Source organism: Psychrobacter sp. N25K4-3-2, from assembly GCF_015351755.1.
In the GTDB taxonomy this organism is placed as follows: domain Bacteria; phylum Pseudomonadota; class Gammaproteobacteria; order Pseudomonadales; family Moraxellaceae; genus Psychrobacter; species Psychrobacter glaciei.
Genome location: NZ_JADKLX010000007.1, coordinates 69,354 through 83,930, shown reverse-complemented (window position 1 = coordinate 83,930; position 14,577 = coordinate 69,354). Strand labels below are relative to the sequence as shown.

The following is a 14,577-nucleotide window of genomic DNA, read 5'->3' as shown; positions in this document are numbered from 1 at the left end:
CTTCGCATAAAAATAGATGATGAGCATGAGGCAAAGCTGATTCATACTGTGCGTGGTATGGGCTACCGATTGGAGGCTGTCGATACAGTGCTTGATAATAATCCGTCTTACGAAGCTGGCAATATCTAATATGAAACACAGGTTGGATAATCGGCGCTTGCCACTATTGTGGCGTACTGTGTTGTTGCTCACGATATTTGTCGTTATGTCACAGATTATTATTTATATTTGGGTACAGCACTCTGTTAAGGGTCATTTTGAGCAAATGGACTCAGAGATTATGACTCATGCCGCGTTTAACTTACGTAAGCAAGTGGCAGAACCTAACAGCCATATAACCTCTCAAATGCTAACAAATTCTCAAGGTCTATTAAATAACCAGCCACCGTTAAGCTTGTCATCTGATACAACGTCATTTTCTGCAGAAGCATCAGAGGAGGCCGACCATCTGCATTCTTCTTGGTTAGACTACGATCTAAAAACGGTCATTGCTAACAAAGAGGGACAGATACTGTCTAGTACCCCCAACAACTTTACTCAAGAGCTAGGGGAAGCGTTTAATCTGTTGTCACTGCGACAAGATAACGATAAGCAACAGTTTGTGATGAGTATTAACAGCAGATATTATCGAGCGATGGTCATTGAAGACGATAAAATGCTCGCGCTTATCGCGTTACCTATAGATGTACATCATCAGTATTTATTACAGTTCAATCGTCAGCTTAGTATGATTTTATTCGCCATTACACTATTACTCGTCTCAATCGCCGCATTGAGTGTGTATTGGGGTTTTGCGCCTTTGGCCACTATCGTACAAAAAATGAAAAGAATCAATCCTGAAAGGTTGGATGAAAGAGTAACCGTCAGTGACATGCCATTAGAGCTGCGACCGCTAGCAGAATCTTACAACTCAATGATGGTCAAGCTTGAAAGCAATTTTGAATCTTTGTCACGATTTTCAGACAATATCGCCCATGAGCTCCGCACCCCAATAGCGACGCTTAGTACACAAACGCAAGTCATGCTTAGCAAACCGCGTGAGGGTACTGAATACATAGAACAATTGCATCATCAGCATGACACGTTAGAGCAGTTATCGGTTCTGATTAATAATATGTTGCTGCTGGCAAAAACTCAAAAAGGATTAAGTGACTCGCAAATTAGTCACGTAGATACTGAAAACCTAATCACCAAGCTCGTTGATTACTATGAAATGATTGCAGAGGATCGAGGGATAACTTTTGAAAAAATGGGAGAATTTAAGACAGTATTAGGTGATGAAGGTTTACTGCAGCGGCTGTTTGCCAACCTGATGTCAAATGCCATTTATTATGCCGCTAGTGACAGTATTATCACAATATCAGCTACCATTATTACCTCAGGCAGCACCCTTGATACGGCAAAAGAAGAGGCTCTATCCTCAAAACAGTCGTTATCAATAACAGTGACCAATCGCTTAGACAAGATGCTCAATCAGAGTGAAGCTGATAAATTGTTTGAGCGATTCTATCGTCATGATAAGACCAGCCATCAGCACTCAGGTACAGGACTAGGGCTATCTATTGTTCAGGCTATCGCTAATGCTCATAAAGGCAAGGTTGGCATCACGATTAAGGATGACTATTATTTTCAAGTCAGTGTAGAATTATTGACTGAGGGTTGAGGTCTGTGGAGCATTCAAATATTAGGACTGCTGATTTTAGCATCAGCCTTTCAGGGCAGGGCTATTTTTTGCCAATATCTGGCGAAATTGTCTACCCTAGAATGACTAGGCGTCAAAAATTTCACTGCGTATTGGCAAAAAATAACCACTGCCAGTACCACATTTGAATGCTCAACAGACCTTAATCTAAACCTTCGATAGTTGAGCATATAAATTTGATCTGAATAGATATAGCAGATTCACTTTAAAAAGAATGCAGTACTGCTGGGATAAATTTTTCGACGCCTCTAGAGTGCAAAACACGCAGCAAGCGAAAAAATTTTATACCAGCTGAGTGCTTTATTTTCCATATCTTTTTATATTGAACTGACTATAGTGCTAAGCGATGTTGAAGAGGTTGAAAGATAATAAAAACCATTCTCTGGAAAATACGTACAGGTGCATCTTCCCATTGAACCGTCCCAGTATTGTCGGAGACTCAATATCCTGGGAGGATACGTCAATGATTTTCATCTTAGACACCGATTAAAACGAACTACTAGAAGAACGAGTTGTTTTTCTAAGAAGCTCGACAATCATTCTGGCGTATTTGAGTTGATGTTCTTTTATTCTATGTTTGATGCCAGTATACTTTTTAGAACACTACCAAATTTTCAAGCTTACTATTATTTTTACGCTGCCGAAGTGTCTAACCTTGCGGGTTGCATTTTACTTTCCTTGCTGTCCACTGCTGCAGTAAGATTTACTAAGAAAATAGCAATGGCTGCGATAATGCCTGGTATAGCGATAAACAAAAAATTCATCTGATGAGTCAGTTCTAAGGTGAGTAGCGCACCAGTTAGAATAGGACCTACGATAGCACCAATACGTCCAATCCCTGACGCCCAACCCATAGCAGTCGTACGTACAGCGGTAGGATAATATTGAGCCACAAAAGTATAAAGTAGGATTTGTGAGCCGATGGTTGTAGCACCTGCAATCGCAATGAGCGTATAGAGTACAATTTGAGGACTGTTGTAGCCAAGCAAAATTAATGCCACGGCACCAGCGACAAACATAATAGTTAGTACAGGTTTTAAATGGAATTTATCAGCTAGGACACCACCACCAATAGCCCCAATCATCCCACCAATATTAAGTGCAAATAGAAACAACATACTAGCACCTAGCGAGTAACCAGCTTGAATCATTAGCTTTGGTAACCAGCTTGCTAAAGCGTAAACCATCAGCAAACACATAAAAAATGCTACCCAGAACATAATAGTAGTGAATCCACGTCTGTTCAGAAACAATGCTTTAATTGGCGCGTCATCACCTTTGGTAGGTTCATCTAATACTAAAGTGGTAGATGGCGTAACTTTTTCTTGAGGAGCCAATTTTTGGACGATATTTTTAGCTTCATCTTCTCGCTTTTCTTTGACCAAATACATCAGGGATTCAGGTAGCATCTTCCAGATGATTGGTAATAGCAAAGTAGGGATACCCGCAATATAAAACATAATTTCCCAGCCAAAATCTAGAACCAAGAAAGATCCTAGTAGTGCTGAAGTCATACCACCAATTGCGTAACCACTGAACATAATAGCGACTAATGTACTACGCATACGTTTCGGTGCGTATTCAGATGTTAGTGCCACGCAGATTGGCATCACGCCGCCAATACCTAAACCTGCAATAAAGCGTAAAGCTGCAAACTGCATAGGTCCATTAGCGAAAGCACCAAAGAAAGTAAAGCTACTAAATAAAGCGACACAGATCATAATTGTTTTTTTACGACCGATTTTGTCAGATAAAGTACCAAAAATCATGGCACCAAACATCATACCGAATAATGCTGCGCTAGCAAGAAAACCTGCTTGTACCGAAGTTAACGACCACTCTTCCATAAGCAATGGCAGGGCCACGCCATAAATAATGAGGTCGTAGCCGTCAAAGATAATAATCAGTAAGCACCAAAACAAGACTTTCCAATGAAAAGGTGAAAATTTGGCTTCATCAATAACTTTATTGATGTTTAAGGTTTGAGATTCCATTCATGTTCTCCGTTGATGATATCCTTATACGTGCTTTACAAGTTAGGGTTTTACAGGGGCTAAGTCAAAAACTATCTAGGTATTAATTGATACCTAAAAGGTATAGCTCTCTATATAACATGCTGTTGAAAAAATGTCGGCTTCCATCTTTATGAGAGGAGTGAGTACTCTCATAAAGTATTAGATACGAAGAATGATGCTTGCAGTGAGCGTATGTAAGACAACTAACACCAAAAAGTTTCATTAATTTCTATTATAAAAATACTGGATGCGCAGAAAATCATCCATATACTAAAAAAATATATAGATGATTAAAAATATAAGATAGATAGATTAAATTAGCCTAATTAATCAACGCTAATAAATGTGTTTTTTAAAAGCATTTACTGGCGTTATTGTAGGTAATATCTAACATAATCACTAAACGCTTCAGGTTGTTCAATATTTGAGATATGCGAGGCATCGATAGTGGCGAGCTTAGCGTTAGGTATATGATCGACCATATATTGGCCATCGGCAACGGTCGTCACCGGGTCTTCAACGCCTGCTAACACTGTAATTGGCACACGAATCTCTTTTAACTGCTCACGAGTATCAGCGATAGATAAAGCCTCGCAGCAGCTTGCGTAACCCTCGCTACTGCCAGCCGCAAGAGCGCTAGACAATGCCGCGACTACATCTGGGTAATGATCGATAAAATCTGCTGTGAACCAACGCGGAGAAGCTGTGGCCGCGATAGGATCGAGACCTTGCTCACGTACCAATTGCGCACGATCTCTCCATGCCGCCTCATTACCAATCTTCGCAGCGGTATTGCATAACATCAAGTGATGGAAGCGGTCAGGGTGATTGATAGCCAACCATTGACCAGTCATACCGCCCATAGAAATGCCACAAAAAAATACCTTATCAAGATGCAGGTGATCTAACAAATCAATCACATCTTGCCCAAGCTGGTTTAAAGTATAAGGACCTTTGGGTGCTGATGACTTACCATGGCCACGAGTGTCATAGCAGATGATAAAGTAATCGGCTTGTAAGGTATCGATTTGTGGTTGCCACATATGATAGCTAGTACCTAAAGAGTTGGAGAATATTAGGGCAGGGTTGCTGCTATCGCCAAAGGTGGCATAGTTTTGCGTGACACCTTTATTTTCAAATACAGGCATGATGAACGTCCTTGTGTTAACTGTCGGGTGATTGAGGTCTTCTTTTTGATTTATTAAGCTGGGTGTCTATTTTATTTTGAACGATTAATCAGCTCTCAACACGTTCAATAATCATTGCGATGCCTTGTCCAACACCGATACACATTGAGCAGATTGCATAACGCTTACTCGTTTTTTCAAGCTGGTTGAGAGCGGTTAAGATCAAACGTGCACCTGATGCGCCAAGTGGATGACCAAGGGCAATCGCACCGCCATTCGGATTGACACGTGCGCTATCGTCAGGCAGACCTAAATCACGAGTACAGGCTAATGATTGCGATGCAAAGGCTTCGTTTAACTCAATGACATCCATATCATCAAGCGTTAGTCCTGTTTGCTTAAGCAGTTTTTTCATTGCGGGTGCTGGGGCAAAGCCCATAATACGCGGCTCAACGCCTACCGTAGTTGAGGCCACGATACGTGCACGCGGCTTCAAATTGAATTCTTTAACTGCTTGCCCTGACGCTACTAGGAAGGCTGCCGCGCCATCATTAATACCAGAAGCGTTACCAGCTGTCACTGTGCCGTATGTGGTGACAATAGGACGCAGTTTAGTCAACTTTTCAAGTGTAGTATCAGCACGAGGATGTTCATCAGTATCGATGGTGACAGGCTCGCCTTTACGTTGTGCGATGATAACAGGAGTAATCTCATCCTTGAAAAATCCTGACTCTTGCGCCGCTGCGGTACGTTGTTGGCTACGTAATGCAAATGCATCTTGGTCAGCACGATTGATATTGAATTGCTCTGCAACGTTTTCAGCCGTTTGAGGCATGGTTTCTGTGCCATATAACTCATCAAGTTTTGGATTGATAAAGCGCCAGCCCATAGTGGTATCTTCAAGCTTTTGGCTACGACCAAAGGATTTTTCTGCCTTACCTATCACAAATGGCGCACGGCTCATGCTCTCAACACCACCTGCGATAATTAAATGAGCTTCATCGGCTTTAATCGCACGCGCAGCTATCGCTAACGCATCCATCGACGAGCCGCACAATCGGTTAACAGTAGTTGCAGGCACTTGATAAGATAGGCCAGCTAGCAATGAAGACATACGTCCGACGTTACGGTTGTCTTCACCGCTTTGGTTAGCACAGCCATAGATGACGTCATCTACTCGTACCCAATCGACATTAGCATTACGTTCCATTAACGCCTTGATAGGGATAGCACCTAAGTCGTCTGCACGTACTGGTGCTAGACTGCCGCCGTAACGACCAAAAGGGGTACGAATGGCATCGATAATATAAGCATTATTTAAACGAGTGATTGAATCAGTCATGGCAATTATCCTGAGTTTTAATTGTTCTAGGCTTTTACTAAGAGGTTTTTTTATTGAGTAGCGTCAATTAACATTGCACCAGTTAATTCTTGCAAGTCCAAAAAGCTCATATCATCGACCATTTCAGTGACTAGCAGTCCTTTATCAGTGACATCAATGACGCATAGGTCGGTATAAATCCGATCTACACAATTTTTCCCAGTCACAGGGTAGGTAAGCTCGCTGACGATTTTAGGATCCCCAGTCTTAGTTGTATGATTGGTCATCACAAAGACTTTTTTAGCACCGACGGCTAAGTCCATAGCACCTCCAACAGCGGGTATCGCATCCTCTGCACCAGTACTCCAATTGGCTAAATCACCATTAGCGGCTACTTGAAACGCACCCAACACGCAAATGTCGATATGACCACCGCGCATCATGGCAAAAGAGTCACCATGATGAAAGTAGCTACCGCCATCGAGCATAGTAACGTATTCCTTTCCAGCATTAATCAGTTCGGGATCTTCTTCACCTTTGGCAGGTGATGGACCAAAAGCTAATAGCCCATTTTCTGAATGCAAAAATACGTCTTTATCATTAGATAAGTATTGTGCGATTTTGGTCGGTAGGCCGATGCCTAAGTTGACATAGGCTCCATCTGGAATGTCTTGTGCAGCTCGTTCGGCTATTTGGTCACGGGTCAAAACGGTGTAAGAGGTATGGCTCATGATGACGCTCCTTATAATTGGCAGTATTTAGCGGTGGCTACGCTGCAGTATCAGAAAGTTCAGTACTAGTGCTAGCAGGTTGGACTTGCACCACGTGCTGCACAAAAATGCCTGGTGTAATAACGTGCTCAGGATCAAGCTCACCAAGATCAACTGTTTGAGAGACTTGAGCGATAGTCACGTCAGCTGCCATTGCCATAATTGGACCAAAGTTACGTGCAGATTTTCGGTAAACTAAGTTACCCCAACGATCACCCTTGTTTGCTTTTATTAAGGCGAAATCAGCTTTAATTGGATATTCCAAGACATAGTCTTTGCCATCGATATGACGAGTTTCTTTGCCTTCTGCGAGTAGAGTACTGAACCCTGTTGGGGTATATACGGCTCCAAGCCCCATGCCTGCCGCTTGAATACGGCAAGCCAAATTACCTTGTGGTACTAATTCCAGATCAATTTTTCCTGCATGATAAAGCTCATCGAATACCCATGAGTCTGATTGACGAGGGAAAGAGCAAATGATTTTACGTACCGCGCCCGTTTTTAATAATCTGGCAAGACCATGATCACCGTTTCCAGCATTATTATTAATAATGACAAGGTCTTTAATACCTAAATTTATAAGGCCATCAATGAGTTCAGCTGGCTGCCCTGCAGTTCCAAAACCACCAATCATAATAGTGGCGCCATCTTTAATTTGGCTAAGTACATCCGTGATATTTTTTTCAGCTTTATTAATCATGTTTATGTCCTATACAAAAGTAATATTAGGTATTGCGAGACTTAAGTTTTATGCATCTTCGAGACAGTCTTGTTGTTTTGGCTGTTCTATTAATAAAAGTGACGTATATTTTTGCTTATGAAAATAGAGGTAATAATCGTTTTTTGCTTAAAACATAGTAAGCAATCATGCCGATAAGAATACCCCAAAAAACAGAGCTTAATCCAAGAAAACTCATACCAGATGCTGTTGCTAAAAAAGTGATTAGCGCTGCATCTCTTTGAGAGTCATCTTTCATTGCTATAGTAATGTTGGTAGAAATAGCACCGATAAGTGCAAGACCGGCTAATGCTGCAACTAGCTCTTTGGGAAGCAAGCTAAATATCATCACGATGCTACCGGCAAGTAGTCCCCCTAATAGATAAAAAATACCGTTTGCTACACCTGCTATGTAGCGTTTCTCCTTTAATTCATGAGCATCCTTACCAGTACAAAGTGCTGCGGTGATTGCTGCTAGGACAATCGTAATACCTCCTACACAGGCGACTGCTAACGAAGCGAGACTTGTAATACTGACGATAGGCTTGGCTGGTGTGTCGTAACCATTAAGATTAAGAATCGCCATGCCAGGTAAAAACTGTCCAGTTAAGCTGACAAGAATGAGTGGAATCGCAAGGTTGAATACGGCATTCCACGTCCACTCAGGCCATATCACAGTAGGTATGGTAATGGCCAAATCTATATCGACAGGGTTCATTTTCCCCAATAGAACACTTAAAATGACACCGCATAGCAGTACCCAAATCATGGTATAACGTGGTGAAAAACGTTTGGCTACTAAGTAACAGCCAAGCATGCTAAACACGATAAATGGCATCGTATTGGTTGCTACAAATAACTCTAAACCAAATTGAAATAGGATGCCTGCCATCATGCCGGCAGCGATACCATTAGGAATCCATCTTAAAATTTTGTCAAAAGATCCAGTTGCGCCTACTAAAAAAATCACAATCGCTGATACGATATAAGCGGCTATCGCTTCATTAATACTCATATTCGGAAAGACGGTTACCAATAGTGCGGTACCAGGCGCTGACCAAGCAGTAATAATAGGGGTTTTATACTTAATGGATAAATAGATACCTGAGACGGCGGCACCTATAGATACTCCCCAGATCCACGATGCCATCATCGTTTCTGATACCTGCGCTGCTTGTGCTGCCTGAAAAAAGATAATCAATGGGCCAGCATAAGAGATTAGTACGGCCAAAAATCCTGCCACGGTGGCAGAGATTGACCAGTCGTCTTTCAATGTGTGTATTACGTTTGCCATATTGCTTCCTTGCAAATCAGCAGCGAGTAGATAGTTCTCTGTTCAATGCTATGCTACTTAATAATCTGACGAGAGAGATCAGCCTGCGTCACCACCGCCTACAGGGATAGTGCTTCCAGTGATATAAGAAGATTCATCAGAAGCCAAAAATGTGATGGCATTGACTTGTTCATCTATTGTGCCGTAACGTTTCATAAATGTGCTGTCGATGGTTTGATCAACAACTGCGTTCATCCAGCCTTTCTCCTCATCAGTTAAAGGTTTTGTATTACGTGGAATCTTTCTAGGCGGGGCTTCAGTACCACCCGTTGCCACTGCATTAACGCGAATTCCATCACTTGCATGTTCAAAAGCAAGTGATGCAGTCATGGCGTTTACACCGCCTTTTGCAGTTGAGTAGGGTATACGGTTGATACCACGCGTCGCGATGGAGGAAATATTAACAATAGTGCCAGATTGTTGTTTGATCATCGATGGTAATACTGCATGGCAACACCATAATGTTGGAAATAGTGAGCGACTAATTTCTTTTTCAATCTCTATCTCAGAGAAACTGATGAATGGTTTCATCCATATTGCACCGCCTACATTATTGACCAATATGTCAATACGACCGTAGGTATCAAGTGCTTTATCGATAACATCCTGTGCCCCTTGATAAGTCTCAAGATCAGCTTGGATAGTCGTCGCATGCCCGCCATTTGCAGTGATTTCTGCTAATACGTCTTCTACCAAAGGTGAAAAGTCTGCCATAACTATCTTGCCACCCTCATTTGCTAAGCGTAATGCGACCCCGCGACCGATACCTTGTGCGGCACCCGTTACGACACATACTTTATTATCAAAGCGCTTACTCATTGCTGTCTCCTAGAGAAAAGTATTATCTCGCTGTATTGTTTGAGCTATATTACTGCTCACTAGGTGTGAACTTTTCATAATAAAAATTGCTAGGTTTGAGGCTACTTGTATCTAACCAATTACTAACGGCATCGACCATCGCCAGAGGACCACACAGATAGACATCAACATCGCCATCATTTAGCCAATCAGCTTCAACATGGCTGGTCACATAGCCTTTGCGCTCATGGTCGCTTTCTTCGCTTGCTACACAGGTATAATAGTCAAACCAATCGTGGTTTTTCTTCACTTCTTCCAGTTTTTCAATCTCTATCAAATCAGCATCATTAGTAACACCATAGACCATCTTGACAGGATGATGAGCACCCGATATTTCTAAGCTTTTTAGCATCGATAAAAAGGGTGCGATACCTGTACCCCCAGCTAAAAATACAGTAGGGCGTACGATAGGACGTAAATAGAAACTACCGAATGGTCCTTCAAAGTCAATATCTTGACCTAGCTTGGCAATATCAGATAAAAAGGTACTCATCTTGCCATTTGGAATATTACGGACGACAAATTCAGCCTGATTGGTACTAGGCATTGAGCTAAAAGAGTAGGAACGTGTCTCATCAGAGTCAGGGATGGTGATATTGACGTACTGCCCAGGTAAAAATACTAAGGCATCTGGGTTATCAACTTCAACGCCGAAGTGAATGGTGGATTCTGACAATATATTTAGCTGCTGTAGCTTACCTTTGAACACAGATTTGCTGACTTTGCAGGCTTCTGATGAGGTTGGCACTTTAATGACGCAGTCGCTCTCAGGAATCATTTGACAGGTCAAGACGTAGCCATCATTAGCTTCGGTTTCGGTCAGCGCCTCTTCAATATACATATCAGGATGCATGTCATAGCTGCCCGACTCACAATGACAACGGCAGGTACCGCAGGCGCCATCAAGACAGTCCACAGGGATATTATATTTTTGACGATAAGCGGCTTCGGCGACGGTTTCATCCTCTTCGCATTTGATAAATCCCGTGACACCATCTTCAAACTGTAGAGCTATGTTGTATTCCATGAGAAACATCCTTTTTCAATATATGGCTACTGACTAACATCACTATATTTTTGGTTGGCTCGTTGATACTTCATAAATTACCAACAAGCTATTTTTAAATTTGATTATTTGTACTAGCTGGCAAGCATAAATAAAATCATGCGAACTCTAGACGTGATATACATCCATAATTTGATGTACGTAATCATCTTTTAATACGATGTATTTGTCCAAGATCTTTGGGCTAGCTTGATTCATGTCTATCTTGTATTTAGAGAATCCCCAATAAGTGTTAGTCTCATGATAACGATAAGACTTATTGATCCAGTTAAATCGGACGCTAACAATGCCGTCATTATCTTCAAGTAATTCGATATTAGATAAGTTATGCGTGGTGCGAGTATCAGGAATGGTTGCAGAAGAACGCTCAGTCTCGATACGGAAAATTCGATCTTCAAGCCCGCGACGATCAGGGTAATAAATCAGAGATATTTCGCGTTGCGGGTTGTTTATTAGCTCGCCATCATCATCCCAACTAGGCATCCAAAACGGACATTCTTCGTCATAACAAGCCAGCCATTCTTCCCATTTTTTTTCATCAAGCAATCGTGCTTCACGGTACAGAAACTGACGCACATCTTCGATATTAACCGTTGCATTTTTCATTAGCGATATCCTTTTATATTTGTTCGTCCTGCAATAACTAGCAAGTTACTGGTCTAAGTAGGTAGCTAATATTAGCCTGCGCCATGTAGCTGCTGTTCTTGCTCTAGGGCTTTTTTCATCTCTTCATGCCAGTATCGATGTTGCACGGTATACAACCCTTCATCTTCAGTCTTAGCTCCGCTTAACAAAGGCTTCAAGTCGATGGCTTTTGCACCTTCGTCAGCGCCTTCTATCCAGTGCTCGGAACCACGACACATGTCGTTCCATTCGAGCTTAATGCCGTTATAGCCTTGCTGGCATGAGCGGAATTCTTCTAAGTCATCTGGTGTTGCCATACCAGTTACGTTAAAGAAGTCTTCGTACTGACGGATACGACGAGTACGTGCTTCATCGCTTTCGCCTTTCGGTGCGATACACCAGATAGTGACCTCAGTTTTATCAACGGCTATTGGACGCAGCATACGGATTTGCGAGCTAAATTGATCCATGATATAGACGTTTGGATATAAGCATAAGTTACGAGAGCGTCCAATCATCCAGTCGGCCATTGCTTCACCATACTGGGCAACATAGTCATCGCGATACGCAAAATTAGGACGATCCTGCGGGTTTTCCCATTGAGTCCAGAGTAGTAAATGACCGTTCTCAAAAGAATAGAATCCGCCACCTTGACGACCCCATTTACCAGCGTTCATGGCTTTAATATTGTCTTCTTTTTTTGCTTCGTGCTCTTTGCGACGTGCTGTTGTCGCAGCATAGTTCCAGTGGACAGCTGAAACATGGTAGCCATCAGCACCATTTTCAGCTTGTAGTTTCCAGTTACCATCAAAGGTATAGGTTGAGGTGCCGCGTAGTACTTCTAGGCCTTCTGGTGATTGATTGACAATCATGTCAAGAATTTTGGTTGAACCGCCAAGCCAGTCTTCAATCGGTTCGACGTCATCTTTAAGACTAGCAAACAAGAAGCCTTTGTAATTGGCAAGTTTGACTTGCTTTAGGTCATGAGAGCCGTCTTTATTAAAAGCGTCAGGGTAACCTGCGCCGCGTGGATCTTTAACTTTAAGTAGCTTGCCAGAGTTGTTATAAGTCCAACCGTGAAAGGGGCACGTATAAGTTGCCTTATTGCCTTTCTTATGACGGCATAATTGAGCGCCTCGATGAGAGCAGGCATTGATCATACAATGCAGTTCACCTTCTTTATTACGCGCAACGATGACCGGCTGGCGGCCGATGTATGTTGTATAATAATCGTTGTTATCAGGGATTTGAGTCTCATGAGCCAGATAGACCCAATTGCTTTCAAAGATATGTTTCATTTCAAGCTCAAACAGCTCTTCATTGGTAAAGGCACTGCGATGTAGGCGATAAATCCCTTTTTCTGCATTTTCTTCTAAAAAATCATCGATAGCGATATCTGATCCTTCAGGTATTAGATTAATACGCTCGCTCATGGCTGTCTTCCTTGTAAATAACGGTGTTAAACGATGTTGGGGTATGACGCTTGATACGCCAACTGCATGCATATCAAGCGAAAATCTATAATATTTAGTAGTTGCTAACAGTAGCTAGGGATATTCAACAACTAAGCTTGCGCACGACGGCGTTCAACTTCACTGCCTTGTACTGGCTTATCGATGTCTTTTACTAAGTGAAAGTCAAAGTCGATACTGGCATAAGGCTTGTCCAGACCGTGCTCTTTTAACTTGTCAGCATCTTCTACCATATTTACTTTAGGGACTAATCCTTCACGACTAGCAAAGGCAAAGTCATCCCATAGGTACTCATCACCATCGATGTTAATTTGGGTCGTCAATTTGCGATGACTGTCAGCACTCGCGAAGAAATGAATGTGTGCTGGACGATGACCATGACGTCCTAGCGCGCCCAATACCTTTTGCGTCATACCTTCTGGCGGTACTGAATAACCTAATGGGACGATACTGCGGAAAGCATAAAGTCCGTTTTCATCAGTGATAATGCTACGACGTAGGTTAAAGTGAGACTGCGACTCATCAAAGAAAGAATAGTTACCTAAGCTGTTGGCATGCCAGACTTCAACCTTGGCGTTTGGCAGTGGCTGGTCATCTTCGCCATAAACGCATCCTTGCATAAATAAAACGGTGCCATTCTCAATATCAGTGCTATCATCTAAACGCGCAAAGCCTTTTTCTTCTGGCGCACCAGCGACATATAGTGGGCCCTCGATGGTACGTACAGTGCCACCGTCAAGACCCGCCGCTTTTAAGTCTTCTTCAATCATTAAATCCATAAAGTGATCAAAACCAAGACCAGGGGAGAGTAATCCTGCCTCTTTGCCTAAATCTCCAATGAACTCAACCCCAGACCAGTATTCATCGGCCGTGATTTTCAAATCATTGATGGTTTGCATGAGGTCGGTTACGATACGTAAGACAATGGCTTGTATACGTGGGTTAACTTGTTCAGGAAAGTCAATTTTACCTTTGATGAACTGAGTGGCTAATGCTTCAATTTGGCTGCGTTCCATGTCTCTCTCCTTGTTGAGGACTATTTAAAAGGTAGTTATATCGAGTACTCTTACTCAAACTTTATTCATTCATTGCTTATTTTTGGCAACAGGTGTCCGTTGATCTGGTATAAACCAATAATTATTAAAAAATGGGTTAAGGCGCTATTATTTGATTAACATCAAAGGTAATAATGAAATCTAGTAATAGCGTTATAAGGCACTAACTATCATCATCGCGAATAGAAGAAGGATGACGAAGTAGAGGGGTGACCTCGACTTTCATATAAGGGTAAAGTGGTAGCGACATCATAATGTCATGTAGTTCTTCATTACTTTCGACATCGAAAATACTAAAGTTAGAATACTCTCCCGCTAAGCGCCAAATATGACGCCACTTACCTTGTTCCTGCAGTTTGTGTGATAGCGCTTTTTCAGCTTGTTTAAGTTCACTGACCTTATCAGCATTCATATCTGTCGGTAACAACACATCCATTCTGACGTGATATAACATAATTATGTCCTTATATTTTATGGTTAGTCATATGGCTGATATTTGGTCTATATCAGCATTTA

The 14,577-nt window shown here is 42.0% G+C and carries 13 protein-coding genes and 1 pseudogene; 2 read left to right on the top strand and 12 right to left on the bottom strand.

Annotated elements, in window-relative coordinates; genetic code table 11:
- A pseudogene (locus IOD06_RS12775) lies at window positions 1-129 on the top strand (DNA-binding response regulator); the annotation flags it as partial.
- 1 nt (window position 130) lies between these two features.
- On the top strand, window positions 131-1,663 hold the full coding sequence (locus tag IOD06_RS12770; RefSeq protein WP_194621173.1) for an ATP-binding protein: 1,533 nt from the start codon (window positions 131-133) through the stop codon (window positions 1,661-1,663).
- Window positions 1,664-2,334: 671 nt separating this feature from the next.
- On the opposite strand, the gene IOD06_RS12765 is transcribed toward IOD06_RS12770, so the two are convergent.
- From IOD06_RS12765 to catC, 12 genes are all read right to left on the bottom strand, one after another.
- Window positions 2,335-3,696 carry an MFS transporter gene (locus IOD06_RS12765; RefSeq protein WP_194621172.1) on the bottom strand — a complete coding sequence of 454 codons (1,362 nt, stop codon included), beginning with the start codon at window positions 3,694-3,696 and terminating at the stop codon, window positions 2,335-2,337.
- 392 nt (window positions 3,697-4,088) lie between these two features.
- The gene (gene pcaD / locus IOD06_RS12760; RefSeq protein WP_194621171.1) at window positions 4,089-4,865 is read right to left on the bottom strand and encodes a 3-oxoadipate enol-lactonase; all 777 of its coding nucleotides are present in this window, start codon (window positions 4,863-4,865) and stop codon (window positions 4,089-4,091) included.
- Between the two features lie 88 nt (window positions 4,866-4,953).
- Entirely contained in the window at window positions 4,954-6,186 is a 1,233-nt protein-coding gene (gene pcaF, locus IOD06_RS12755) for a 3-oxoadipyl-CoA thiolase (protein ID WP_194621170.1), read from the bottom strand.
- Window positions 6,187-6,236: 50 nt separating this feature from the next.
- The gene (locus tag IOD06_RS12750) at window positions 6,237-6,896 is read right to left on the bottom strand and encodes a 3-oxoacid CoA-transferase subunit B (protein ID WP_194621169.1); all 660 of its coding nucleotides are present in this window, start codon (window positions 6,894-6,896) and stop codon (window positions 6,237-6,239) included.
- 37 nt (window positions 6,897-6,933) lie between these two features.
- Entirely contained in the window at window positions 6,934-7,635 is a 702-nt protein-coding gene (locus IOD06_RS12745; RefSeq protein WP_194621168.1) for a 3-oxoacid CoA-transferase subunit A, read from the bottom strand.
- Between the two features lie 115 nt (window positions 7,636-7,750).
- Entirely contained in the window at window positions 7,751-8,947 is a 1,197-nt protein-coding gene (benE, locus tag IOD06_RS12740; protein ID WP_194621167.1) for a benzoate/H(+) symporter BenE, read from the bottom strand.
- Window positions 8,948-9,025: 78 nt separating this feature from the next.
- Complete coding sequence (locus tag IOD06_RS12735; protein WP_194621166.1) at window positions 9,026-9,805, bottom strand: 1,6-dihydroxycyclohexa-2,4-diene-1-carboxylate dehydrogenase; 780 nt, start codon at window positions 9,803-9,805, stop codon at window positions 9,026-9,028.
- 49 nt (window positions 9,806-9,854) lie between these two features.
- On the bottom strand, window positions 9,855-10,880 hold the full coding sequence (gene benC / locus IOD06_RS12730) for a benzoate 1,2-dioxygenase electron transfer component BenC (protein WP_265087681.1): 1,026 nt from the start codon (window positions 10,878-10,880) through the stop codon (window positions 9,855-9,857).
- A gap of 138 nt (window positions 10,881-11,018) precedes the next feature.
- Window positions 11,019-11,516 carry a benzoate 1,2-dioxygenase small subunit gene (gene benB, locus IOD06_RS12725; protein ID WP_189582371.1) on the bottom strand — a complete coding sequence of 166 codons (498 nt, stop codon included), beginning with the start codon at window positions 11,514-11,516 and terminating at the stop codon, window positions 11,019-11,021.
- 71 nt (window positions 11,517-11,587) lie between these two features.
- Window positions 11,588-12,967 carry a benzoate 1,2-dioxygenase large subunit gene (benA, locus tag IOD06_RS12720; RefSeq protein WP_194621164.1) on the bottom strand — a complete coding sequence of 460 codons (1,380 nt, stop codon included), beginning with the start codon at window positions 12,965-12,967 and terminating at the stop codon, window positions 11,588-11,590.
- A 131-nt stretch (window positions 12,968-13,098) separates the two neighbouring features.
- Window positions 13,099-14,022: a catechol 1,2-dioxygenase gene (gene catA, locus IOD06_RS12715; RefSeq protein WP_194621163.1), complete on the bottom strand. Its 924-nt coding sequence runs from the start codon at window positions 14,020-14,022 to the stop codon at window positions 13,099-13,101.
- A 202-nt stretch (window positions 14,023-14,224) separates the two neighbouring features.
- A complete protein-coding gene (gene catC, locus IOD06_RS12710) occupies window positions 14,225-14,515 on the bottom strand; it encodes a muconolactone Delta-isomerase (RefSeq protein ID WP_102077926.1) in 291 nt (96 codons plus the stop codon).
- Window positions 14,516-14,577 lie beyond the last annotated feature (62 nt).

What these genes read in the sequence shown, in the direction of transcription:
- pcaF (WP_194621170.1), bottom strand. Translation starts at nt 6,186, where the DNA reads ATGACTGATTCAATCACTCGTTTAAATAATGCTTATATTATCGATGCC.
- IOD06_RS12750 (WP_194621169.1), bottom strand. Translation starts at nt 6,896, where the DNA reads ATGAGCCATACCTCTTACACCGTTTTGACCCGTGACCAAATAGCCGAA.
- benC (WP_265087681.1), bottom strand. Translation starts at nt 10,880, where the DNA reads ATGTTTCTCATGGAATACAACATAGCTCTACAGTTTGAAGATGGTGTC.
- IOD06_RS12765 (WP_194621172.1), bottom strand. Translation starts at nt 3,696, where the DNA reads ATGGAATCTCAAACCTTAAACATCAATAAAGTTATTGATGAAGCCAAA.
- catC (WP_102077926.1), bottom strand. Translation starts at nt 14,515, where the DNA reads ATGTTATATCACGTCAGAATGGATGTGTTGTTACCGACAGATATGAAT.
- catA (WP_194621163.1), bottom strand. Translation starts at nt 14,022, where the DNA reads ATGGAACGCAGCCAAATTGAAGCATTAGCCACTCAGTTCATCAAAGGT.
- IOD06_RS12735 (WP_194621166.1), bottom strand. Translation starts at nt 9,805, where the DNA reads ATGAGTAAGCGCTTTGATAATAAAGTATGTGTCGTAACGGGTGCCGCA.
- IOD06_RS12745 (WP_194621168.1), bottom strand. Translation starts at nt 7,635, where the DNA reads ATGATTAATAAAGCTGAAAAAAATATCACGGATGTACTTAGCCAAATT.
- pcaD (WP_194621171.1), bottom strand. Translation starts at nt 4,865, where the DNA reads ATGCCTGTATTTGAAAATAAAGGTGTCACGCAAAACTATGCCACCTTT.
- benA (WP_194621164.1), bottom strand. Translation starts at nt 12,967, where the DNA reads ATGAGCGAGCGTATTAATCTAATACCTGAAGGATCAGATATCGCTATC.
- benE (WP_194621167.1), bottom strand. Translation starts at nt 8,947, where the DNA reads ATGGCAAACGTAATACACACATTGAAAGACGACTGGTCAATCTCTGCC.
- benB (WP_189582371.1), bottom strand. Translation starts at nt 11,516, where the DNA reads ATGAAAAATGCAACGGTTAATATCGAAGATGTGCGTCAGTTTCTGTAC.
- IOD06_RS12770 (WP_194621173.1), top strand. Translation starts at nt 131, where the DNA reads ATGAAACACAGGTTGGATAATCGGCGCTTGCCACTATTGTGGCGTACT.